19 protein-coding genes are annotated in these 22,278 nt (G+C 60.6%); 6 read left to right on the top strand and 13 right to left on the bottom strand.

Annotation, left to right across the window (positions count from 1 at the left end):
- Positions 1-43: 43 nt before the first annotated feature.
- The 3 genes from Q0677_RS02840 to Q0677_RS02830 all read right to left on the bottom strand — a co-directional run bounded on the left by Q0677_RS02840 (position 44) and on the right by Q0677_RS02830 (position 2,877).
- Entirely contained in the window at positions 44-232 is a 189-nt protein-coding gene (locus Q0677_RS02840; protein ID WP_133485070.1) for a DUF2783 domain-containing protein, read from the bottom strand.
- Positions 233-237: 5 nt separating this feature from the next.
- Positions 238-1,860, bottom strand: a complete 1,623-nt coding sequence (locus Q0677_RS02835) for an FAD-dependent oxidoreductase (RefSeq protein ID WP_298905611.1) — start codon at positions 1,858-1,860, stop codon at positions 238-240.
- 66 nt (positions 1,861-1,926) lie between these two features.
- On the bottom strand, positions 1,927-2,877 hold the full coding sequence (locus Q0677_RS02830) for an MBL fold metallo-hydrolase (protein WP_298905610.1): 951 nt from the start codon (positions 2,875-2,877) through the stop codon (positions 1,927-1,929).
- Between the two features lie 52 nt (positions 2,878-2,929).
- On the opposite strand from Q0677_RS02830, the gene Q0677_RS02825 reads away from it, so the two are divergent.
- On the top strand, positions 2,930-3,496 hold the full coding sequence (locus Q0677_RS02825; RefSeq protein ID WP_298905609.1) for a DUF2585 family protein: 567 nt from the start codon (positions 2,930-2,932) through the stop codon (positions 3,494-3,496).
- Positions 3,497-3,511: 15 nt separating this feature from the next.
- On the opposite strand, the gene fahA is transcribed toward Q0677_RS02825, so the two are convergent.
- From fahA to hmgA, 3 genes are read right to left on the bottom strand one after another with little or no spacing between them, the layout of a single operon-like run.
- Positions 3,512-4,771, bottom strand: a complete 1,260-nt coding sequence (fahA, locus tag Q0677_RS02820; protein ID WP_298905608.1) for a fumarylacetoacetase — start codon at positions 4,769-4,771, stop codon at positions 3,512-3,514.
- A 7-nt stretch (positions 4,772-4,778) separates the two neighbouring features.
- Positions 4,779-5,420, bottom strand: coding sequence for a maleylacetoacetate isomerase (gene maiA, locus Q0677_RS02815; RefSeq protein WP_298905607.1), 642 nt, complete (start codon positions 5,418-5,420; stop codon positions 4,779-4,781).
- On the bottom strand, positions 5,417-6,769 hold the full coding sequence (hmgA, locus tag Q0677_RS02810; protein ID WP_298905606.1) for a homogentisate 1,2-dioxygenase: 1,353 nt from the start codon (positions 6,767-6,769) through the stop codon (positions 5,417-5,419). The genes maiA and hmgA overlap by 4 nt, the downstream gene beginning before the upstream one ends.
- Before the next feature lie 190 nt (positions 6,770-6,959).
- Here hmgA and Q0677_RS02805 point away from each other — a divergent pair, with 190 nt between their 5' ends.
- The 5 genes from Q0677_RS02805 to Q0677_RS02785 all read left to right on the top strand — a co-directional run bounded on the left by Q0677_RS02805 (position 6,960) and on the right by Q0677_RS02785 (position 12,818).
- Positions 6,960-7,793, top strand: coding sequence for a flagellar motor protein MotB (locus Q0677_RS02805; RefSeq protein ID WP_298905605.1), 834 nt, complete (start codon positions 6,960-6,962; stop codon positions 7,791-7,793).
- A 115-nt stretch (positions 7,794-7,908) separates the two neighbouring features.
- Positions 7,909-9,216, top strand: coding sequence for a flagellar hook protein FlgE (locus tag Q0677_RS02800; protein ID WP_298905604.1), 1,308 nt, complete (start codon positions 7,909-7,911; stop codon positions 9,214-9,216).
- A gap of 23 nt (positions 9,217-9,239) precedes the next feature.
- Positions 9,240-10,697: a flagellar hook-associated protein FlgK gene (flgK, locus tag Q0677_RS02795; protein ID WP_298905603.1), complete on the top strand. Its 1,458-nt coding sequence runs from the start codon at positions 9,240-9,242 to the stop codon at positions 10,695-10,697.
- Between the two features lie 10 nt (positions 10,698-10,707).
- A complete protein-coding gene (locus Q0677_RS02790) occupies positions 10,708-11,718 on the top strand; it encodes a flagellin (RefSeq protein WP_298905602.1) in 1,011 nt (336 codons plus the stop codon).
- Positions 11,715-12,818 carry a flagellar basal body P-ring protein FlgI gene (locus tag Q0677_RS02785; protein WP_298905601.1) on the top strand — a complete coding sequence of 368 codons (1,104 nt, stop codon included), beginning with the start codon at positions 11,715-11,717 and terminating at the stop codon, positions 12,816-12,818. Before Q0677_RS02790 ends, Q0677_RS02785 begins: the two co-directional genes overlap by 4 nt.
- Positions 12,819-12,820: 2 nt before the next feature.
- Here Q0677_RS02785 and Q0677_RS02780 read toward each other — a convergent pair whose 3' ends face one another.
- The 7 genes from Q0677_RS02780 to Q0677_RS02750 form a co-directional block, all read right to left on the bottom strand.
- Positions 12,821-13,948, bottom strand: a complete 1,128-nt coding sequence (locus Q0677_RS02780; protein WP_298905600.1) for a beta-ketoacyl-ACP synthase III — start codon at positions 13,946-13,948, stop codon at positions 12,821-12,823.
- A 79-nt stretch (positions 13,949-14,027) separates the two neighbouring features.
- Positions 14,028-14,675 (bottom strand): pseudouridine synthase, encoded by a 648-nt coding sequence (locus Q0677_RS02775; RefSeq protein WP_298905599.1) that lies wholly within the window; start codon positions 14,673-14,675, stop codon positions 14,028-14,030.
- Between the two features lie 36 nt (positions 14,676-14,711).
- Positions 14,712-15,614, bottom strand: a complete 903-nt coding sequence (gene rarD, locus Q0677_RS02770) for an EamA family transporter RarD (protein ID WP_298905598.1) — start codon at positions 15,612-15,614, stop codon at positions 14,712-14,714.
- Between the two features lie 90 nt (positions 15,615-15,704).
- On the bottom strand, positions 15,705-16,256 hold the full coding sequence (locus tag Q0677_RS02765; protein ID WP_298905597.1) for a GNAT family N-acetyltransferase: 552 nt from the start codon (positions 16,254-16,256) through the stop codon (positions 15,705-15,707).
- Positions 16,253-18,700, bottom strand: a complete 2,448-nt coding sequence (locus tag Q0677_RS02760; RefSeq protein WP_298905596.1) for an FAD-dependent oxidoreductase — start codon at positions 18,698-18,700, stop codon at positions 16,253-16,255. The genes Q0677_RS02765 and Q0677_RS02760 overlap by 4 nt, the downstream gene beginning before the upstream one ends.
- 84 nt (positions 18,701-18,784) lie before the next feature.
- On the bottom strand, positions 18,785-19,753 hold the full coding sequence (locus Q0677_RS02755; RefSeq protein WP_298905595.1) for a helix-turn-helix domain-containing protein: 969 nt from the start codon (positions 19,751-19,753) through the stop codon (positions 18,785-18,787).
- A 66-nt stretch (positions 19,754-19,819) separates the two neighbouring features.
- Positions 19,820-22,264: an FAD-dependent oxidoreductase gene (locus Q0677_RS02750; protein WP_298905594.1), complete on the bottom strand. Its 2,445-nt coding sequence runs from the start codon at positions 22,262-22,264 to the stop codon at positions 19,820-19,822.
- Positions 22,265-22,278: the final 14 nt, after the last annotated feature.

The raw sequence follows: 22,278 nt of genomic DNA, 5'->3' as shown, positions 1-22,278 counted from the left end.
TATGCACGGGCCCTTCTTGTGTCCACAGACTGAAAGTTCAGCCTTACTTCTCGGCCGCTTTCAGAGCCTGGCTCAGCACCTCGCGGTCACCCACGTGGTTGGCCAGAACCAGCACAAGGCGTGCGTTCAGGGCGTCGCTGTCTTCTTTCGACAGACCTTCATGCGCGGCGATGAGCTCGGCATAGAAATCGTCCACACCGTCGATGTTCGGGGTCAGGATCAGATCAGTCATGGGGCTTACTCCTTACCGATGGCGCGACGGATCGCGGCGCGGATCTGGTTTTCATCAAAGCTGGGGCGACGGGCCGCGACGTGCTGATCCGGGCGGATCAGATAGACGGCTTTGTCGTTGTCACCCAAGTACCGCTCGCGCAGAGCGCCCGTCTTGTCGTCAGCAGTCGACAGGGCCAGACGCTCGACCTTGATGCCGGCTTCCTCGATCATGTCGGGGGCGTCAGCGTCGATGGTCAGCAGGATGAACTTGTCGCCCAGCTTGTTCAGCAGGAAGTCATCCCCCAGCGGCGCATCAGGGCAGACCGAACCGGGACGCGACCGCGCGGGACCGTCCAGCGCATCGGCCGAGTTAAGCGGCGAGCCATCATAGGTGCAGGGCACCGACAGGCGACCCGAGTTCACCATCGGGCGGGCAAATTCGTGCTTCTCGGACAGGTCCAGAACAGCATCACGCAGGACACGGCTCATCTCTGATTTCGGAGTGATGAAGTCGGTCGAACGGGTCGAGTTCAGGATGTTCTCATCCGCGCCGTGGATACGCTCGTAGTTGTAGGTATCCAGCAGGCTGTCGGGTGCTTCACCGCGCATAACCATGCCCAGTTTCCAACCCAGGTTGTCCACGTCCTGCATGCCCGAGTTTGCGCCACGTGCGCCGAAGGGCGACACTTGGTGTGCGGCGTCCCCGGCAAAGAACACGCGGCCATGGCGGAAGCTGTCCATGCGCTTGCACTGGAACGTGTAGATCGAGGACCAGACCATGTCGTACTGCACGTTTTCGCCAAGGAAGGCGTCCAGACGACGGCGGATGTTTTCCTCTTTCATCTCTTCGGTGCGGTCGACATCCCAGCCGATCTGGAAGTCAACGCGCCAGACATCGTCGGGCTGCTTGTGCAAAAGGGTCGACGCGCCGCCACCATGGGTGGGTTCAAACCAGAACCAACGCTCGGTCGGGAAATCGTCGTTCTTCATCTTGATGTCAGCAATCAGGAAGCTGTCTTGGAAGACCTTCCCGGTGAAGTCCAGATCCAGCATCGTGCGCAGGGGCGAGGATGCCCCGTCACAGCCAATCAGCCAATCGGCTTCGATTGTATAGGGGCCGTCCGGGGTCATGATATTTAAGGTGACGTAATCGTCATGGACCTCGACCGAATCCACGCGGTTCTTGCCGCGAATTTCGATCGGCGCGCCGTCCTTCTGCAGCTCTTCAAAGCGGTCCAGCTGGAAGCTTTCATAATAGGGCTGCTGCATGTTGATGAAGGCGGGGTATTCGTGACCTTCTTCGGGTAGAAGGTTGAATTCAAAGACCTGATCGTCCTTGTTGAACACCTTACCGATGTTCCACACAACGCCTTTGTCGACCATCGGCTTGCCGCAGCCATAACGGCCCGCAACCTCAAGGCAGCGCTTGGCGAAACAAATCGCGCGCGAACCCATGCCGACGCCTTCGTGGTCGTCCAGCACCAGCGTCGGGATGCCTTGGCGGCCAAGGTCCAGCGCTGTGGCCACACCGATGGGTCCTCCTCCCATAACCACGACCGGATGGCGCACGGGCGTGGCCGCATCCTGATCGGCAGATTTCTTATAAGGATAGCGCTTGTACGCAAGCGTGTATCTATCGTCGAACATCGGGTTCTCCTCCGGCTGCGCGCGTTTCGTGTGGGGTCCGACCCTCGTGGCCGAACCCCAAAGGTCTTAGCCCTGCAGGGCCTCCCACATTTCCAGATCGCGCTGGGCGGTCCAGATGCGGGGGGTGTCGATGCCGCGCGCTTCGTCATAGGCGCGGGCGACGTTGAAGGGCAGGCAATGCTCGTAGATGGCATAGTCTGCGAATTTTGGATCGCACTCGGCGCGGACAGCATCCCAGGCTTCTTTCAGCGAGCCACCACGGGCGGCCACTTTGGCGGCCGGGGCGTAGGTGCTGTAAACGAAGTCGCGGGTGCTTTCGATGGCGCGCTCGACGGCTTCTTTGCCGATCAGTGCTCCACCACGGCCCGGCGCGATGGCGTCCACGTCGAAGGACGCGATGTTGTCCAGCGTGTCGCCCCAATCCGAGAAGTGACCGTCGCCGCAATAGCAAGCCGAGTGATCTTCTACGATGTCGCCGGTAAACATGACGTTCTGGTCCGGCACGTGGATCACGATATCGCCCGACGTGTGGGCGCGGCCCAGATGCATCAGGTCGATGCGGCGGTTGCCCAGATAGACGGTCATGTCATCCGAGAACGTGGTGGTCGGGTAGGTCAGGCCCGGGATTGATTCGTGGCCTTCGAACAGACGCGGGAAGCGTTGGAATTCGCTGTCCCAGTCTTCCTGACCGCGTTCCACAACCATCGCACGGGCTTGGTCACCCATAATGATCTGATCCGCACCATATGCCGATGCACCCAGCACGCGTACGGCGTGATAGTGGGTCAGAACCAAGTGGCTGATCGGCTTATCGGTCACCGAACGCACGCATTCGATCACTTTGTTGGCCAGACGCGGGGTCGCCTGAGCTTCAACGATCATGACGCTGTCATCGCCAATGATCACGCCCGAGTTCGGGTCGCCCTCGGCGGTGAAGGCATACAGCCCGTCACCGATCTGGTCGAAGGTGATTTTCTTTTCGGTCATGTCGCCTTGCGACGCGAATGCCTTTGCCATGGTCCGGTTTTCCTTTCTGGACAAGCGCGCGGGTTGGTGATCCCTTGCCCTTATGTTTGATCGTCGTTTCTTGCCCTATTGGGGCGTTGTGTTTGTGTCCGTCGCCACGCTGGTCACCCTGCTGGCAATGGGTCGTAATTTCTCATGTCCCTGCGGCTATACCCTGCTGTGGTATGCCGGAGATGACAGCGGTCAGGGCTCGCAGCATCTGCTGGACTGGTATTCCCCCAGCCATCTGATCCACGGCATCCTGTTCTACGGCGCGACCTTCCTTTTCATGCGCCGCTTTACCCTTGGCTGGCGGCTGCTGGTGTCCACCATCATCGAGGGCGCGTGGGAGGTGGCCGAAAACACCGAAGCCGTGATCCAGCGCTATCGCGAGTTCACCGTGTCCGGCGAATATTGGGGCGACAGCGTGGTGAACTCGGCCGCGGATTTGGCGGCCATGTTCCTTGGCTTCTGGCTGGCACTTCGTCTGCCCGTCTGGCTCAGCATCCTGATCATCGTGGGCTTTGAAGTGCTGACCACCTTCCTGATCCGCGATGGACTGGCGCTGAACATCATCATGCTGCTGGTACCATCCGAGGCGATCCTCGAATGGCAAAGCGCAGGGGGATGATGCCCAGACCGCCATTTACTTGGGCCAGCTAACGGCAGGCAGGATCTGCCCGACGCAATCGCCAAAGCCGATCTGGAAGCCGTCACCTTTGGCGGCACCGCGCAGGGTCAGGGTGTCGCCGTCTTCAATGAATGTACGGGTTTCGCCAGTATCCAGCGTGAAGGGCTCGCGGCCTGCCCAGCTCATCTCCATCAGCGAGCCATATTCAGTCTTCGTCGGACCCGAGATCGTACCCGATCCCAGCAGATCGCCCACGTTCATCGCACAGCCGCCAATCGCGTGGTGGCACAGCTGTTCGGCGGCCGAGTAATACATGCGGGTGTAGTTGGTTTCGCCCACAACGCTTGCCTTGTCGGCGCCTTCGGGCTGCATCAGTACCTGAAGCTCGATGTCGTAAAGACCGTCTTTGGTGCCATCCAGATAGGGCAGCAGCTCTTTCTCGCGTTCCGGCGTGGGGGCGCGGAACTCTTCCAGAGCGGCGGCGGTGACGATCCACGGGGAAATCGAGGTGCCGAAGGCTTTACCCTGGAACGGGCCGAGCGGTTGGTATTCCCAGCCCTGGATATCGCGGGCGGACCAGTCGTTCAGCAGCACATAGCCGAAGATCATGTCGTCGGCTTCGTCTACGGTGATCGGCTGACCGAACGCGGAGGGTTTGCCAACAATGGCCCCCATTTCCAGCTCGATATCCAGACGCATCGAGGGGCCAAAGCTTGGCATCTCGGCGTCGGGCGCTTTGCGCTGACCGTTCGGGCGGTGGATCGGCGTGCCCGAGATCACAACGGACGACGCACGACCGTTATAGCCGATCGGAATATGCAGCCAGTTGGCGGGCAGATCGGGCGAGCCACGCAGGATCGCGCCCATGTTCGCGGCGTGCTGACGACCGGCGTAGAAGTCAGTGTATTCCGAGACAAGGAACGGCATGTGCAGTTCGGCTTCGGCTTGGGCAACCAGCAGGGGTTCAACCGCGTCACGCTCGGTCGACCCTTCGGCCAGCAACTGCTCCAGACGGGCACGCAGGGCGGCCCATGCGTCCGAACCCAGCTCCATCAGCTCGTTCCAGAAGGGAACGTCGAAAACGGGCTCGTCCCCGATCTCGATCAGGCCAGCCTCTTCAGCGGCCTGCATATCAAGGATCATATCCCCGATGGCGACACCACAACGCGGCTCGCTATCGGCGGTCGAGAATACACCATACGGCAGATTGTTCAGGGGAAAGGGGGTCTCGGCAGAGTTCGCGCTGTCCACCCATGACTTTTTCAGTTGGCTCATGTGATCCTCACTCGGCATCTGGCTGTGCCTCGGGTCGCGCATCGGCGAAAGCAGGCAGGGCCAGACAGGTTTCTTCGATTTCGGTCAGACGCGGATAGGCGGTCAGATCGACCCCCCAGCGCCGTGCGTTATAGTACTGTGCGACAAGGCAAATGTCTGCCAGCGTCGGCGTGTCGCCAAAGGCAAATGTGCTGTCCTTGTCGACCATCTGTTCAAGGGCGGCAAAGCCCACGTCCATCCAGTGGATCATCCATTGGCGTTTGGCCTCGGCATCCGCACCGAACCTGTCGCCCAGATGCCCCGCCACGCGCAGGTTGTTCACCGGGTGGATGTCCATCGCGATGACATGGGCTGCGGCCAGAACCTTGGCGCGGGCGACCGGATCGGCAGGCAGAAGCGCCGGGTCCGGTTGAACGGCCTCAAGATAGTCAATGATCGCCAGCGACTGGGTCAGGACGGTGCCGTCCTCCAGTTCCAGCGAGGGCACCAGATGGGTCGGGTTCTTGGCCACGTAATCTTCCGCGTGCTGCTGCCCGCCATCTTTCACAAGATGGACCGAGACATGCTCGGCGCTGAGCCCTTTCAGGTTCAGCGCAATCCGCACGCGATAGGCCGCCGTGGACCGCCAGTATCCATACAGTTTCATCATTTCTTGCCGGGCGTCCCGTCGAACTTCTTCTCAAGGCTGTCCCAACAGTCGATGTAATCGTCCTGCAGCGGGGCTTCGTTCGCCGCAAAGGCTGTCAGATGCTGCGGGAAGCGGGTCTCGAACATGAAGGACATGGTGTTGTCCAGCTTCTCCGGACCGAGGTTCGAATTCGAGGCGCCTTCAAAAGCATCACGATCCGGCCCGTGCGGCAGCATCATGTTGTGCAAGGACACACCACCGGGGACGAAGCCCTGCGGCTTGGCGTCATACTGGCCGTAAATATTGCCCATCAGTTCGGACATGATGTTCTTGTGATACCACGGCGGACGGAAGGTGTTTTCCGCCACCATCCAGCGTTCGCGGAACAGAACGAAGTCGATGTTCGCGGTGCCGGGCTGACCCGAGGGCGCTGTCAGCACGGTGAAGATCGAAGGGTCCGGGTGGTCAAACAGGATCGCGCCGACCGGGCAGTATGTGGTCAGGTCGTATTTGTAAGGCGCGTAGTTGCCGTGCCACGCGACCACGTCCAGCGGCGACTGGCCGATCTCGGTCTTGTGGAACTGACCGCACCATTTGATGGTGATGGTCGACGGCACTTCGCGGTCTTCATAGGCCGCAACAGGGGCTTTGAAGTCACGCGGGTTGGCCATGCAGTTCGCGCCGATGGGGCCACGTCCCGGAAGTTCGAATTTCTGGCCGTAGTTTTCACAGACGAAGCCGCGTGCGGGGCCTTCCAGAAGCTCGACGCGATAGACCAGCCCACGCGGGATGATGCCGATTTCCTGCGGCGCAAGGTCGATGATGCCCAGTTCCGTATAGAACCGCAGCTTGCCTTCCTGCGGCACAACCAGCAGTTCGCTGTCAGCCGAGAAGAAATAGTCGTCGACCATCGACTCGGTGACCAAATAGACGTGGCTGGCCATACCGACCTGCGTGTTCACATCGCCCGCCGTGGTCATGGTGCGCATACCGGTGATCCAGTTCAGACCCTCAGTCGTCGGCACCGGATCCCATCGGTACTGACCCAGCGAAATCACGTCCGGATCCACGCATGGCGCAGATTTCCAATAGGGCACATCGATCTTGGTGTAGCGGGCCGAGTGCTTCACCGACGGACGGATGCGATAGGTCCAGGTGCGCTCGGGCGGGTTGGCGGTGAAAGCGGTGCCGGACAGCTGCTCGCCATACAGGCCATATTCGCATTTCTGCGGGCTGTTCATGCCTTGCGGCAGCGCGCCGGGCAGAGCCTCGGTTTCGAAATCATTCGCCCAACCGGGCATGTAATGCGTTTCGGTGCCAACGGCTGACACCGCGCGCTGCATCTCGCGCGAGGGGCTATGCTTGTTCATAAGTCGATCCGTTTCAATGCCCAGATGGGCCATCCTGTTGCGCGATAATGATATCGTTGCATGTGAAACGAAGTCAAGAAAAAGCGATGCTTCACATGAGAAGTAATGAAATCGCAACAATTTGAATAGTTAAGCCGATGGAAACTTGGTGCTGCTATCCCTGACCTTGGGTGAAAAATGAGGTGGTGGGATGCGTTCGAATGAACAAGCTCCGGTAATTATCAAGAAGATCAAAAAGGGTGGCGGTGATGGTCACCATGGTGGTGCATGGAAAGTGGCCTATGCGGATTTCGTGACCGCGATGATGGCGTTCTTCCTGCTGATGTGGCTGTTGAACGCGACCACAGAAAAGCAGCGCAAGGGGATCGCGGATTATTTCAGTCCAACAATTCCAATCACCCGCGTGTCGGGCGGTGGCAGCGGGTCTTTCGGGGGCGACAGCGTGCTAAGCGAAGAAAGCCTGTCGCAAACCGGCACAGGCGGCGTTCCGCGTGATCCTGCAGCCTCCAAAGACGGAAATCAGGCCGACAGTTCCGGCGAAAGCGGCGAAAAGGAAACCGCCAAGCTGAAAGAGGTCGAAGAGATGCTGCTCAGCCGGTCCGGCGAAAGCATGACCAGCGACCAGCTTCGGCGCCATATCGTGACCCGCGTGACCGACGAAGGCCTGCTGGTCGAGATTTTCGCGCTGGATCACGCCCCGCTGTTCCATGCGGGGACCACAACGCCCACACCGATCCTGGAAGAGATCCTGACAACCATTGCCGAGGTGTTCGACCTGGCAAAAAACGGTGTCGCGATCGAAGGGCATGTGGCCACGCAACCGGTCGTCGTGGCTGAAAACACCGCGTGGCAGCTGTCCTCGGGCCGGGCTGATGCGGTGCGCAGGTTGTACGAATCGCTGGGCGAATCCCCCGATAAAGTCCAGCGCGTCACCGGGCACGCGGATCATGAACCGGTCACACCCAACCCGATGGCCGCGCGCAACAACCGGATCGAGCTGATCCTGCTGCGTTCGAAAAGGTAACGAAATCATAAGCTAAGGGGAAATCGTCGCGAATCTCGCGCCTATTAGGCGGCTGTTAAGGACACCCGGTCCACTCTGTCCCGGACCAGAGGTAGATGCAGCAGAAAGGCGCACCATGACGATTTCCTCCTCACTAAGTGCCGGCGTGTCCGGGCTGAATGCGCATGCAACGAAATTGGCAACGATTTCTGACAACATCGCGAACTCTTCGACATTTGGCTACAAGCGGGCCACGGCTGATTTCCAAAGCCTTGTCATCGGTGGGCATTCCGGATCCGGTACTTATTCGGCGGGCGGCGTACGTACGACCACGCAGCGATTGATCGACGAGCATGGCCCGCTGATCTCGACCTCGAATCCGATGGACATCGCGGTTGGCGGGCGCGGCATGCTGCCCGTCACGCAAGAGGTCTACGCCGATTCAAACCCCGGCGAACGGCCGATGATGATGACCACGACCGGTTCGTTCCGCACCGATTCCGAAGGCGTCCTAAAAACTGAAACCGGGCTTGTCCTATTGGGCTGGCCCGCAGACGCAGACGGCAATGTGGGCACCTATCCGCGCGACACGGGCGTGGGGCTGGAACCTGTCGTCATCAACGCAAACCAAACCGCCGGCGACCCGACCACCAACATGAAGCTTGGCGTAAATCTGCCCGCGGTCGAGACGGAGGCAGGCGCTGCCGGCACCCCACTGCCGCTGTCGGTCGAATATTTCGGCAACCTCGGCACATCTGAGACACTGGACTTCAGCTTTACCCCCTCTGTTCCGGGCACCGGATCTTCGAATACTTGGACCATGCAGATCACCGACAGCGCCTCGGGTGGGGCGGTGATCGGGGAATACACGCTGGTCTTCGATGACAGCCGCGCCGATGGCGGTACGCTCGCCTCGGTCACAGTCGTGTCCGGCGGCGCCTATGACGCCGCCGCCGGGACGTTGGACCTGACCGTTGCAGGCGGTCCGTTGTCGCTAACCATCGGCGGGATCGGCGACCCCAACGGCCTGACCCAACTGTCGGATAGCTTTGCCCCCGTGGCCATCACCAAGAACGGCTCGCCGGTGGGCAACCTGACCGCGGTGCAGATCGACGAACATGGCTTCCTGAAAGCCACCTATGACACCGGGTTCATCCGCACGATCTATCAGGTGCCGCTGGTCGATGTGTCGAACCCGAACGGCCTGACCTCGATCTCGAACCAAGCCTATCAGGTGTCACCCGAAAGCGGTTCGTTCTTCATGTGGGATGCCGGTGACGGCCCGACGGGCGAAGTCGTTGGCTTTGCGCGCGAAGGTTCGACCACCGATGTCGCGGGCGAGCTGACCAACCTGATCCAAACCCAGCGGGCTTATAGCTCGAACGCGAAGGTGATCCAGACCGTCGACGAGATGCTGCAAGAAACCACCAACATCAAACGCTGATCGGGAACCAGAAGTAACCTGCCATGACCCTCAACAGCGCCCTCTACAACGCATTGACCGGCCTCAGCGCCAACGCGCGCGCGGCCCATGTCGTCTCGTCCAACGTCGCCAATGCGACGACAGATGGGTATGGCGTGCGGTCGCTCAGCCTGTCATCGCGCACGCTGGGCGGCGCGCCGTCGGGGGTCGTGATCGAGGGCGTCACCCGCCACGTCGACGAACGTCTTCTGGGCGACCGCCGTTTGTCGGACGCAGCGCTGGGTCACGGAAGCACGCGGTCGGGCTTTCTGGAAGGTTTGGAAAAAGCCATTGGCACCCCCGACCAGCCGGGATCCCTTTCGGGCCGCATGGCCCAGTTCGAGGCCGCCCTGATCGAGGCCGCTGCCCGCCCCGACAGCGAGGCAACCCTGAATGCCAGCCTGAACGCAGCCCGCAATGTTGTGTCTCATCTGAAAGCCACGTCTGATCACATTCAGGACGCACGCCTGACCGCGGATCAAGCCATCGCGCAAGAAGTCGCGCAACTGAACCAAGGCCTGAAGGACGTGCAGGACCTGAACACAAAGATTCAGGCCGCAATCGTGCGCGGCGCGGATCCCTCGGGCCTGATGGACCAGCGACAGCAGGCCATCGACGCGCTGTCTTCGATCATCCCGATCAAACAGGTCCCGCGCGATGGTGGGCAAGTTGCCCTGATCTCGAGCGGCGGGGCCATTCTGCTGGATGGGCGCGCCGCCGAACTGGGATTCTCGCCCGTCAACACAATCGTCCCCGAGATGACATTGGGTAGTGGTGCTTTGTCCGGGCTGACCATTAACGGCCAGCCGATTGACACTACGGCGGACCGCAACGCGATCTCAGGCGGATCATTGGCGGCGCATTTTCAGGTCCGCGACGATCTGGCGGTGAGCGCGCAAGAACAGCTTGATGCCTTCGCCCGCGATCTTGTTGAACGTTTTCAGGACCCGGCCTTGGATGCGACGCGCGTACCGGGGGCGCCGGGTCTGTTTACAGATGCGGGCGCGACGTTTGATCCTGCGGATGAAATCGCCCTCAGCAGTCGCCTGACCTTAAACGCCGCCGTGGACCCCGCGCAGGGTGGAGCCATTTGGAGACTTCGCGATGGGCTGGGGGCCGCAGTGCCGGGCAATGTCGGCAATGCCACGCTTCTCGGCCAGTTGGTCGACGCCTTGGACACCCCCAAGGTCACCGCGTCCGGAGGATTTTCCGGCGCGGCCCGATCCTCGGCTGGGTTAGCGTCTGATCTGCTTAACACGGTCGCTGCAAACCTGTCTCACAGCGAGGCTCAATTGGGATTTGATGTCGCGCAGAACAACAGCCTGCGCGAGATGGAACTGGCGCAGGGTGTCGATACGGATGCCGAGATGCAGAAGCTGATGGTTATCGAACAGGCCTTCGCCGCCAACGCTCAGGTCGTCACAGCTGCCGACGAAATGTTGCAACTTCTGTTAGGTATGTAAGGGGCGCGGGATGAGCATTTCCACTTTCGGCGACATGGCCAGCACCTTCCTGACCCGGCGACATAGCGCGCAGTTGCGTCAGGATCTGACGCGGCTCAGCACCGAGCTGTCCACTGGGCGAAAAACGGATCTGGGGGCACACAACACGGGCGGCTTCGGTGCAATCGCGGGGCTTGAACACAGCCTGAAACTGATGTCCGCACATGTGCAAGCCACGAACGAGGCGCGGCTGATGGCAGACACCACTCAGGCCGCGTTAACAACTATTAATGCGCAGGCGCAGGACCTCTCAAGCGGGCTGATCGCGGCGCGCAGCGCAAACAACGTGACCATGCTGCAAACCACGGCACTGGATGCAGAGCAAAAATTTGCCTCGATCATTTCAAAGCTCAACGCAGGCGCGGGCGGGCGATCGCTGTTCGCGGGCGCGGCCACAGACGGCCCCGCCCTTGCTGATGCTGACACGATCATTGCCGAACTGATGACCGCCATCGCGGGCGAAGTGACAGCGGCAGGCGTTTCGGCGGCAATCGATGATTGGTTCAACACGCCCGGCGGCGGGTTTGAAACGCTGGGCTATTTGGGGGCGGATGAAAGCTATGGCCCCATCCGATTGGGCAACGGCGAATCCGCCACCCTGCCCGTCCGCGCAAATGATCCTGAGGTACGCAACCTTTTGTCCGCAATCGCCAAGACTACCGTACTGGCCAAGGGCGCGCTTTCAGGGGATCTGGACCAGCAGAAATCTCTGGCCGAGATGTCATCCAACGCGCTTCTTAGCGCGGTCGATGACACCACGATGCTGCAAGCGCGGGTCGGCACGGTGGAGGCACGGATCGAAAACGCGATGGCGCACAACACCGCCGAACAACACGCGCTGGAGCTGTCTTATAACGAACTGACCGCCGCGGATCCGTTCGACACCGCGGCACGGCTGGAAGAGCTCTATGGCCAGCTCGAGGCGCTCTACACCACCACCGCGCATCTCTCGAAACTCAGCTTCACGGATTACATGCGATGAAACACCTGCTTGCCTGCCTGATAGCGCTTTTCGCTTTGGCGACCGCCGCCAATGCGAACTCGATCCGCATCAAAGATCTGGTCGAGTTCGACGGGGTGCGCGGCAACGACCTTGTGGGCTATGGGCTAGTTGTCGGCTTGAACGGGACCGGGGACGGCATCCGCAACGCGCCCTTCACAGAAGACATTATGTCCAACATCTTGGAACGGCTGGGCGTCAACATCACCGGGGAGCAATTCCGGCCTAAAAACGTGGCGGCCGTGTTCGTCACGGCCTCTCTGCCGCCCTTTGCCCGCGCGGGGTCCCGGATTGACGTGACGGTCTCGGCGATTGGGGACGCGAAAAGCCTGTTGGGTGGGACGTTGATCATGACGCCCCTGAATGCCGCAGATGGCGAAATCTATGCCGTCGGTCAAGGCACTGTCATCGCAGGCGGCGCAACGGCCGAAGGGGATGGCGCGTCGGTGACCAAGGGCGTTCCTACCAGCGGCGTGATCCCCAGCGGCGCGCGGGTCGAGCAAGAGATTGACTTTGATTTCACCAAGCTAAAATCCATTCGTCTGGCCCTGCGCACACCCGATTTCACCACCGCCGAACGGATCGAGCGAGCCATCAACGGCAAATATGGTCGTGTGGTGTCCCGCATGCTGGACAGCGGGACGGTGGTGGTCGACATCACCGCAACGCGCGCGATCTCTCCTGCACATGCGTTGGGAACCATCGAAAACATCGGCGTCGAGCCCGAGCGCCGCGCCAAGGTGGTTGTCGACCAGCGGTCAGGCACCATTGTCATGGGTGAAGATGTGCGGATCAGTCGGGTGGCGGTGTCGCAGGGCAATCTGACCCTCCGCATTCAAGAGCAACCCATCGTGGTGCAGCCCAACCCGTTCTCGGACGGCGAGGCCATCGTGGTGCCGCGCACCAATGCCGCGATCGAGGAAGAGCCGGGCATCGGGCTGGCCGAAGTTAGCGGCGGGGCGTCCTTGTCCGAGCTCGTGGCCGGATTGAACGCCTTGGGCGTGGCCCCGCGCGACATGATCGACATCTTGAAAAGCATCAAAGCGGCGGGCGCGCTTCATGCAGAGTTCATCGTGCGCTGAGGTCAGGCACGGCGCACCACGACCGACCCGACCGAATACCCGGCGCCAAAGGAACAGATCACGCCAGTGTCTCCCGGCGCCAAGTCATCCGAATATTTCGAGAAGGCAATGATAGACCCAGCGGACGAGGTGTTGGCGTAGTCCTGAAGGATATTGGGCTGCTCATCGGCTTCGGGCGTGCGGCCCAGCACTTTCTTCCCGATGAAGTCGTTCATGGACTTGTTGGCCTGATGCAGCCACAGCCGTTTCAGATCATCTTGCTGCACACCGATATCCGCAATGTGCCCCAAGATGTGCTTTGACACGATCGGCAGCACCTCTTTGAACACCTTACGGCCATTCTGCATAAACTGCATGTCACGGCGATCGGGCAGATCCGCGGTCTCTTCCCGGGTGCGGCGCAGGAAGCCGTTGTTGTTGCGAATGTTGTTCGAGAATTGCGTCAGGCAGCGGGTCGACAGGATCTCGAAATGATCGCCTTTGGCATCTTCCTTGCGCTCGATCAGGGTCGCTGTCGCCACGTCCCCGAAGATGAAGTGGCAATCGCGGTCGCGCCATTCCAAATGGGCCGAGCAGATCTCGGGGTTGACCACCAATGCGCGTTTGACTGATCCCGAGCGGATCATGTCGGCGGCGGCTTGGATGCCGAAAGTGGCAGACGAACAGGCGACATTCATGTCAAAGGCAAAGCCACCCGCGCCCAGCGCCTGTTGGATTTCAATCGCGATGGCCGGATAGGCGCGTTCGTGGTTCGATGCCGCGCAGATCACAAGGTCAACATCTGCCGCGTCACACCCGGCCTGTGCCAAAGCCTTGCGACAGGCATCCACGCCCATTTCGGTCATGATCCCCGGTTCGTCATCCGCGCGCTCGCGCAAGGTCGGATGCATCACATCGGGATCCAGAACCCCGGCTTTATCCATGACATAGCGTTGATGAATGCCCGAGGCCGACACGATGAACTCTTCCGAGGAATGGCCCATCTCATCCACGTCGCCCGCCGCGATGGCGTCGGCATGCGCCGCATTAAACTTGTCGGCATAGGCGTTGAACGCCTCCACCAGTTCGGCGTTCGTGATGATCTGTTCGGGCGTGAAAACGCCGGTGCCGGAAATGACGGGCTGATGCATTGGGGCCTCCTTCGCAGGTCGTGCCAGTCAAACAGGAAGCGCGGGTCTGGGCAAGACTTCCTGCCCCAAGGTCAAGCCGTCAGAACGGGCATTTCGCCTTGATGGTGATCCCCTTTCCGCCGTCAGGGTGGCGCAGACGCAGGCTTTCGGCGTGCAGCATCAGGCGCGGGGCGTCCAGCGCCGCGCCTGTGGCATAAAACGGATCGCCCAAAATGGGATGGCCGAGTTCCAGCATGTGCACGCGCAACTGGTGGCTGCGACCGGTCTGGGGGAACAGGCGCATCCGGGTGGCGTTGTCCTCATATCGCAGGACTTTCCAATCGGTCACCGCGGGCTTTCCGTTCTCGAAATCCACATGCTGCTTAGGGCGGTTGGGCCAATCGACGATCAGGGGCAGATCGACGGTGCCTTCACGGTCCTCGACCCGACCAAAGACGCGCGCCAGATAAGTTTTCTTGGTTTGTCGTTTCTCGAACTGAAGCCCCAGATGACGCTGCGCGTGGGGGGTCAGCGCAAAGACCATCACGCCCGAGGTATCGCGATCCAACCGATGCACCAGCAGCGCTTCGGGAAACACGGCCTGAACACGCGCGATCAGGCAGTCGGCCAGATGCTCGCCCTTCCCCGGCACCGACAACAAGCCCGAGGGCTTGTCCACGAACAGAAGCTCGTGATCGTGATGCAGGATGACCAGCGGATCCTGAGGCGGGGTGTATTCAGACGACATGCGCGCGGGATAGCGGTTGGAACCCTGCGCCGCAAGTCACCGCTTGCGCCGCATCTGCCGAAACAGCGCAGTGGTGTAGACGATCAGCGCCAGCCAGATCAGCGGGAAGGCGATCAGTTTGGCGCCTCCGAACGGTTCGCGGAAGATGAAGACGGCCACAAGGAAGATCATCGTGGGCGCGATATATTGCAGGATGCCGATGGTCGACAGACGCAGCAGCTTCGCGCCGTTCGCATAGACCATCAGCGGCACCGCAGTGACCAGCCCGCAGCCCATCAAAAGCGCCGTGTCCCAGACTCCGGTGAACAGATGCCCCTGCCCGGTGACGCCCAGCCAGACGACATAGGCCAACGCGGGGGGCGTCAGGATCAGCACCTCAAGCAGGAAGCCTTGATTGGGGCCGATGGGCAGGGATTTCTTGAAATAGGCATAAAAGCCCCATGTCAGCATTAGGCTGAGTGCAACCATCGGAAGGCGGCCCGCATCCACCGTCAGAACAATCACCGCCAACGCTGCCAACAGCACCGCCACCCATTGCGCAGGCGACAGACGCTCGCCCAAAAGCACGGCCCCCATCACGATCGAAAACAGCGGGTTGATGTAATAGCCCAGCGCGGCCTCGACCGTCTGTTCGGCTCCAATCGCCCAGATATAGATGCCCCAGTTGACCGAAATCAGCGTGGCCGTCACCAAGGCAAGCAGCAGGCTGCGGCGGTCGGTCAGAACGGCCTTAATGTCACGCGTGCGGCCCATGGCGAACAGCACGGCACCTGCGACGGGAACGGACCAGATCACGCGATGGGCCAGCACCTCGGTCGCGGGCATATGGGTCAAAAGCTTCAGATAAAGCGGCAGGAACCCCCACAGCACGTAAGCCGTGATCGCAAAGGCAAGCCCTTGCGGCGTATCCACATTTTCCGGTTTTGATGTCACAGCCATGTCGCGCTCCTCACCCAGCCTTTATGCAAGCGCATGATGGCATTGGATAGAGCGATTTCTTTGAAACGATACATCACGACCCGTGATGCTTCACCCATCAAGCCGGTTCGCCTTGACCTGCGTCCATGCCGCCCGATCCAGACGATAGCATTTCCAAGGTAGCACACTGCCTGACAGGTCGAGTTCCTCATCGCTGGTGAATACCGCACCGATCTTCATCGTCGCTTTTTGCGAGCGGATATTATCGGGCGCGATGTGAAACCAGACGCGGTCGAAATGCGCGAAGGCATGATCCAGCATCAACTGTTTCATGCGCAGGTTCACTTCGCCGCCCCAATAGCGGTGGTTTAGGAACGTAAAGCCGATTGCAATGTCGTCCGGCGCATCGGGGCCGACATAGTAGCGCGAACACCCGATGACCCGATCACGCGACTTGTCAAAGACAATCAACGTCCCACCCGCCGCCAGCAGCATGTCGAAATAGGGATCAAACACATCCCGCATATGGCGGTCTTTGGCAGGGTGACCCGCCCATGTCTCGGGGTCGCTGGCGGCTTGGTAAAGGGCCTCGCGGTCTTCTTCCCGCAAGCCCCGCAAGCGCAGCGTATCCCCGTCCAGTTCGGGCTGATCGTTAAACGTCACACCTTCACCCTTTCCGATTTTGGGTCATACATCGGCTTCAGTGATGCTTTGGCCTTCACGCGGGTGCCCGCCACGTCGATTTCATAGCTCGACGCCAGAACATCCGCAGCGCTTTCGCCTTTACACGGGACATAGCCCATGCCCATCGCGGCCCCCAGATGGTGGCCGTAGGAACCCGAGCTAAGATAGCCCACAATCTCGCCATCGCGAATGACGGGTTCGTTGTGATAAAGCAGCGGCTCGGGGTCGGTCAGTTTGAACTGCACCATCCGGTTTTCCAGCCCGCTTTCCTTCTTGGCCAGTACGGCGTCGCGTCCGATAAAGTCCGGCTTGTCGGTCTTCACGGCAAAGCCAAGCCCCGCTTCAAGCACGTGATCTTCGCAAGTGATGTCGTGACCGAAGTGGCGGAAGCCTTTCTCGATCCGGCAGCTGTCCATCATATGCATACCGCAAAGCTTCAGACCCATGTCCTGCCCCGCGTCAAACAGGGTCTCAAAGACGTGTCCCGCCATGTCGGCCGAGGCATAGATCTCCCACCCCAGCTCGCCGACATAGGTCACGCGGTGGGCGCGGGCCAAGCCCATGCCGATCTCGATGTCTTGCGCGGTGCCGAAGGGGTTGGTGGCGTTGGTGAAATCGTTGGGGCTGACCTTTTCCAAAAGTTTCCGGGCGTTCGGACCCATCACGGCCAAGACACCTTCGCCCGCGGTCACATCGGTGATCACCACGCGGAAATCGCCCACATGGCGCTGCATCCATGTCTGATCGGCCAGACGTGTGGCGGCGGGGGTGACGACCAGATAGGCGGTCTCGGTCAGGCGGGTGACGGTCACGTCGGCCTCGATCCCGCCGCGACGGTTCAGAAACTGGGTATAAACGATCTTGCCATTGGGCACGGAATAGTCGCCGCCGCCCACATAGTTCATGAACGCTTCGGCATCCGGGCCTTCGACGCGGATTTTGCCGAACGAGGTCATGTCGTACATGCCAACATTCTCGCGCACCGCTTTGTGTTCGGCGGCAGCGTTGTCGAACCAGTTCGGACGGCCCCACGTGTATTCGTACTCGGCCTTTTGACCCTCGTTGGCGAACCAGTTGGCACGTTCCCAGCCCGCGATTTCACCAAAGACGGCGCCCTGTTCCTTCAGGTGGTGATGGAACGGTGTCCGGCGCACGCCGCGCGCTGTGGCTTTCTGACGGAAGGGGAAGTGGTCGGCATAGAGCAGGCCCAGCGTTTCTTTCGAGCGTTCATACAGGTAGTGCTTGTTGCCCTGGAAGGGCTGCATCCGGCTGATGTCCACGTCGCCCAGATCGAAAGGCTTGTCGCCGTCCTCCATCCACTGCGCCAGCGCCATACCTGCGCCGCCCGCCGACTGAATACCGATCGAATTAAAGCCCGCTGCGACCCAGACATTGTCCATCTCGGGCGCGAGACCAAGGTGATAGGCATCGTCCGGCGTGAAGCTTTCGGGGCCGTTGAAGAAGGTGTGGATGCCCGCCTCGGCCAGCATCGGCATGCGGTTACAGGCGGCTTCAAGAATGGGTTCGAAATGGTCGAAATCTTCGGGCAGCTGATCGAATTCGAACGTGTCGGCGATGCCGTTCATGCCCCACGGTTTTGCGTTGGGTTCAAACGCACCCAGCAACATTTTGCCCGCGTCTTCCTTGTAGTACGCGCATTCGTCCGGCACGCGCAGCACGGGCAACTGTTGCAGGCCTTGGATGCCCTCGGTCACGATGTAGAAGTGCTCGCAGGCATGCAGCGGGACGTTGACGCCAGCCATGCGGCCGACCTCATGGCCCCACATACCAGCGCAGTTCACGATCATGTCGCACGCAATGTTGCCCTGTTCTTTCCCGTCGTCCGAGGCCCATTCGACCCCCGTCACCTTGCGCCCGTCGCGCTGGATGCCGGTCACTTTGGTACGCTCTTTGACGGTCGCACCACGCTGACGTGCGCCCTTGGCCAGCGCCAATGCGATGTTGGCAGGATCACCCTGTCCGTCTTTCGGTAGCCATACCCCACCGACCACGCCGTCGATGTTCAGATGCTCGTAACGTGACAGAGCTTCTTCAGCCGTGATCTCTTCCACGTCGACGCCAAAGGCGCGGGCCATGGCGGCCTGACGGGCAAGCTCCTCCATCCGCTCGGTCGTCAACGCCACGCTGATCGAGCCCACACGCTTGAAGCCCGTGGCAACGCCGGTTTCCGCTTCCAGATCGCCGTAGAGTTCCTGCGAGTATTTCGCCAGCTTCGTCATGTTCGCCGTCGCTCGCAGCTGGGCAATCAGACCGGCGGCATGCCATGTTGTGCCAGACGTCAGCTGCTTGCGTTCAAGCAATACCACATCTTTCCAGCCAAGCTTGGTCAGGTGATAGGCGACAGAGCAGCCGATAACGCCGCCACCGATGATGACAACGCGGGCTTGTGTGGGCAGGGACATGGCATCACTCCTTGATGGATTCGGGTCGAACGTTGCACGAGCCGTCGCGACCAAACATCTTGTTTCCGACAAAATTGCCGGAAATCAGTTATTATAGGCGGGCAAGTTTCCGGTCTTGCGCAGCGACATGGGGGTTACGCCGAAATGACGGCGGAACAGCGACGAGAACCCGTTGGGGAAACCGCAGGCCAGCCCGACATCGCGGACGCTCATCGCAGTTTTCAGAAGCAGCGTGTTGGCGTGGTTCAGGCGCAGTTCACGGTAGTACGCGTTGGGCGTGGTATGGAAATGCGCGCGGAAGTGACGTTCCAAAGAGCGTTCAGAAATCCCCAGCAGCGCCACCAGTTCCGAGATGCGCAGGGGTTCCTCCAGATTGGCCTGCATCAGTTCAACGCATTGATCCAATGCGCGGTTCCCCGTCAAAGAAAGCTCTTTCCCACCAAAGGGTTGCAGGGTCGAGAACGTCCGGATCTTCTCGTGCAGCATGATGTCAGCAACCGTCGCAACCGAGGCTGCGGACAGGTGGCTACCCAAGAGCGCCAGCACAAGGTCATGGGTCGATCCCATCCCGGCCGAGGTGATGATCCGCCCATCATCGGCCACCAGCGCATAAGATCCCACGCCCGGCGTGCCGCGCTCGTTCAGAACCGCGCGGTTTTCCCAATGGGTGGTGTGGCTCATCGTTTGTTCACCGGTCTCGGCGATGTGGCGGCTGGCGGCTTCCGATAGCAGGATCACGCGCGCGCCAGCCCATTGATAGGCTTTGATTTCTTTCTGCAGCGACAGCTCTTTCGCGTCCGGGTCAGAGTTGCCCAGAACAAAGACGTAATGCGCGGACGGCTTGGAGCAGAACGGATGGGTCGCCACGTCGATCCCGGCGCGGCAGCTGATCGCCCCGCCGTGACGCGAGCGGTTTTGCCAGCGAAACACCTGGCGCGCGGTGACGCGGTTGGCGATGCGCAGAAGTTCAAGAATGGCAGACAATTCGGTCAAGACGAAGCCGTCTGACATCAGGATATCCACCTGAATCGGATGCTGGATCATGTCCTTCATCATCTGTTCCTTCCCTGTTGGTGGCCCCGCGCATCTTGGTGCGCGCGGGGCAGTTTTTTCATGCGATCAGGCGCGCAGACGCTCGTTTGCCGGATCCCACAGCGGTTGGTCTTCCTGCACCACGGCTTTGAACTTTTCGCCGTAGATTTCGACCTCAAGCGCGGTGCCAGGGGTGGCCAGCTCAGTGCGGACCATGCCCAGCGCGATTGACTTGTTCACACGATGGCCCCACCCGCCCGAGGTGGTTTCGCCGACGATTTCGTCGCCCGACCAGATGCAGGACATATAGGGCGCGTCGGCGTCGCCAGCCTCGACCGTCAGGGTGACGAAGGACTTCTTCACGCCCTGCTGCATCTCGTTCTGGATTGCGGCCTTGCCCGGGAAGTCCTGCGGCTTGTCCAGCTTGACGAAACGGCCAAGCCCGCCTTCCAGCAGCGAATAGTCGGTCGACAAATCGCCCTTCCACGCGCGATAGCCTTTTTCCAGACGCAAGCTGTTCAATGCGTACATGCCAAACGGCTTGGCGCCACCAGCGACGATTGCATCATAGATTGCGGGCATATCGTCGTTCAGAGCGTGGACCTCCCAGCCCAGTTCGCCCGCAAAGGACACGCGCACCAGATGCGCGGGTTTGCCTGCCACGGTGGCCGCCTGATGGGTCAGCCAGCCAAGGCTTAGGTCCGCATCCGACATGCCAGCCAGCAGATCGCGCGACTTCGGCCCGGTCACGATCAGCGTGTCGCGAGTGGTGGTGATGTCCTCGACCGTGACAGTCGCAGGCATCGCTTGCACCAGAATATCGCGGTCATGCCATTGCGCCGTGGCGGCGGTGATCATGACGAAATCGTCTTCACCCAGACGCATGCACGACATCTCGGTCAGGATGCGACCGCGATTGTCGGCGATATAGACCAAGTTGATACGTCCGATCTTGGGCAGACCACCAGTGACCAGACCGCGCAACGCTTCGGCGGCACCGTCGCCTTTAACAACGAAACGCGAGAAGCCCGGCAAGTCCAGAACGCCCACACCGTCACGCACGGCTTCGCATTCTTCCTTGATGCGTTGCTCCCACGGGCCAGAGCGGCCCCATGTATGCGTCGCTTCAAGCGAGGTATCGTCGCCGTCTTGGGCGAACCAGTTGGCGCGTTCCCAACCGTTATAGGCACCCATGACGCCACCAGCGGCGATCACGCGGTCATGCACCGGCGACAGTTTCTTGTCGCGCGCGGCAGGCCATTCGTGGTGGGGGAAGTGCATGGCGTATTCGTTGCCGTAGACCTCCATCCCCTTCTGGTCGCAATAGTCCTGATCGGTGTAGTCGGTGTAGCGGCGCGGATCGACCGCCCACATGTCCCACTCGGTCGCGCCATCGACGATCCATTCCGCCATGACCTTGCCCGCGCCACCACCTTGGGCGATGCCGAAGGTGAAGACGCAAGCCTCGAACGCGTTTTCAACGCCGGGCATCGGACCCATCAGGGGCAAACCGTCCGGGGCGTAGGGGATCGGGCCGTTGATCACGCTGGACACGCCCGAGGTTTCCATCAGCGGCACGCGCGCCATGGCATCGACGACGATATCCTCGATCCGGTCCAGATCTTCCTGCCACAGCTGGAAGCTGAAATCGTCGGGCATTTTGTCGTCGCCCAGCCAGTGCGCCTTACAGTTCGGCTCGTACGGGCCAAGGTTATAGCCGTGCTTTTCCTGACGCAGATAGTACGACACGTCCACGTCGCGGATCAGGGGCAGCTTACCGCCATGTTCCTTGGACCATGCTTCGATTTCGGGGATCTGTTCGGTCAGCAGATACTGGTGCTCCATCACCATCATCGGCACGGTGCGTCCGCCGTAAGGCTTGAACATCTCGCCCACGCGCTGGGCGTAATACCCGGCGGCGTTGACTACATAGTCACATTCGATGTCGCCCTTTTCGGTGTGAACGATCCACGTTTTGTCTTCCTTCTGGGTGACACCGGTCGCGGGCGTGAAGCGCAGGATCTTCTGTCCCATGTCACGCGCACCTTTGGCCAGTGCCTGCGTGACCTGCGCCGGGTCGATGTCGCCATCCGACGGATCCCACAGCACGCCCATCAGGTCGTGGGTTTCAAGGAACGGATAACGCTCTTTCGCCTGCTCGGGCGTCCACATCTCCATCTCGATGCCTTGGTAACGGCCCATCGAACAGGCGCGTTCAAACTCCTGCATCCGCTCTTTGGTGTGGGCCAGACGAATGGAACCCGTCTGGTGATAGTTCATCGGATAGTCGACCTCTTCGCCCAGACGCGAATACAGCTCGGTCGAGTAGCGCTGCATGTTCATGATCGCCCAGCTGGTCGAGAACGTCGGCACGTTGCCTGCAGCATGCCAGGTGGACCCTGCCGTCAGCTCGTTCTTTTCAAGCAGAACGCAGTCAGTCCAGCCTTTCAGGCCAAGGTGATACAGCGTCGAGGCGCCGACAACACCGCCGCCGATGATGACGACGCGTGCTTTGGTGGGGAAGTCGGACATTTGGGTCTCCTGTT

Origin of the sequence: uncultured Aliiroseovarius sp. (assembly GCF_947492455.1) — a bacterium.
Classification (GTDB): Bacteria; Pseudomonadota; Alphaproteobacteria; order Rhodobacterales; family Rhodobacteraceae; genus Aliiroseovarius.
Note: the sequence above shows the minus strand (reverse complement) of the source record. Positions and strands in the feature narration are given on the sequence as shown.

Coding starts and splice junctions, on each gene's coding strand:
- Q0677_RS02775 (WP_298905599.1), bottom strand. CDS start 14,675: ATGTCGTCTGAATACACCCCGCCTCAGGATCCGCTGGTCATCCTGCAT.
- Q0677_RS02760 (WP_298905596.1), bottom strand. CDS start 18,700: ATGTCCCTGCCCACACAAGCCCGCGTTGTCATCATCGGTGGCGGCGTT.
- Q0677_RS02780 (WP_298905600.1), bottom strand. CDS start 13,948: ATGCATCAGCCCGTCATTTCCGGCACCGGCGTTTTCACGCCCGAACAG.
- Q0677_RS02755 (WP_298905595.1), bottom strand. CDS start 19,753: ATGAAGGACATGATCCAGCATCCGATTCAGGTGGATATCCTGATGTCA.
- rarD (WP_298905598.1), bottom strand. CDS start 15,614: ATGGCTGTGACATCAAAACCGGAAAATGTGGATACGCCGCAAGGGCTT.
- fahA (WP_298905608.1), bottom strand. CDS start 4,771: ATGAGCCAACTGAAAAAGTCATGGGTGGACAGCGCGAACTCTGCCGAG.
- Q0677_RS02825 (WP_298905609.1), top strand. CDS start 2,930: ATGTTTGATCGTCGTTTCTTGCCCTATTGGGGCGTTGTGTTTGTGTCC.
- Q0677_RS02805 (WP_298905605.1), top strand. CDS start 6,960: ATGCGTTCGAATGAACAAGCTCCGGTAATTATCAAGAAGATCAAAAAG.
- Q0677_RS02830 (WP_298905610.1), bottom strand. CDS start 2,877: ATGGCAAAGGCATTCGCGTCGCAAGGCGACATGACCGAAAAGAAAATC.
- Q0677_RS02785 (WP_298905601.1), top strand. CDS start 11,715: ATGAAACACCTGCTTGCCTGCCTGATAGCGCTTTTCGCTTTGGCGACC.
- Q0677_RS02800 (WP_298905604.1), top strand. CDS start 7,909: ATGACGATTTCCTCCTCACTAAGTGCCGGCGTGTCCGGGCTGAATGCG.
- Q0677_RS02835 (WP_298905611.1), bottom strand. CDS start 1,860: ATGTTCGACGATAGATACACGCTTGCGTACAAGCGCTATCCTTATAAG.
- Q0677_RS02790 (WP_298905602.1), top strand. CDS start 10,708: ATGAGCATTTCCACTTTCGGCGACATGGCCAGCACCTTCCTGACCCGG.
- hmgA (WP_298905606.1), bottom strand. CDS start 6,769: ATGAACAAGCATAGCCCCTCGCGCGAGATGCAGCGCGCGGTGTCAGCC.
- Q0677_RS02840 (WP_133485070.1), bottom strand. CDS start 232: ATGACTGATCTGATCCTGACCCCGAACATCGACGGTGTGGACGATTTC.
- flgK (WP_298905603.1), top strand. CDS start 9,240: ATGACCCTCAACAGCGCCCTCTACAACGCATTGACCGGCCTCAGCGCC.
- maiA (WP_298905607.1), bottom strand. CDS start 5,420: ATGATGAAACTGTATGGATACTGGCGGTCCACGGCGGCCTATCGCGTG.
- Q0677_RS02750 (WP_298905594.1), bottom strand. CDS start 22,264: ATGTCCGACTTCCCCACCAAAGCACGCGTCGTCATCATCGGCGGCGGT.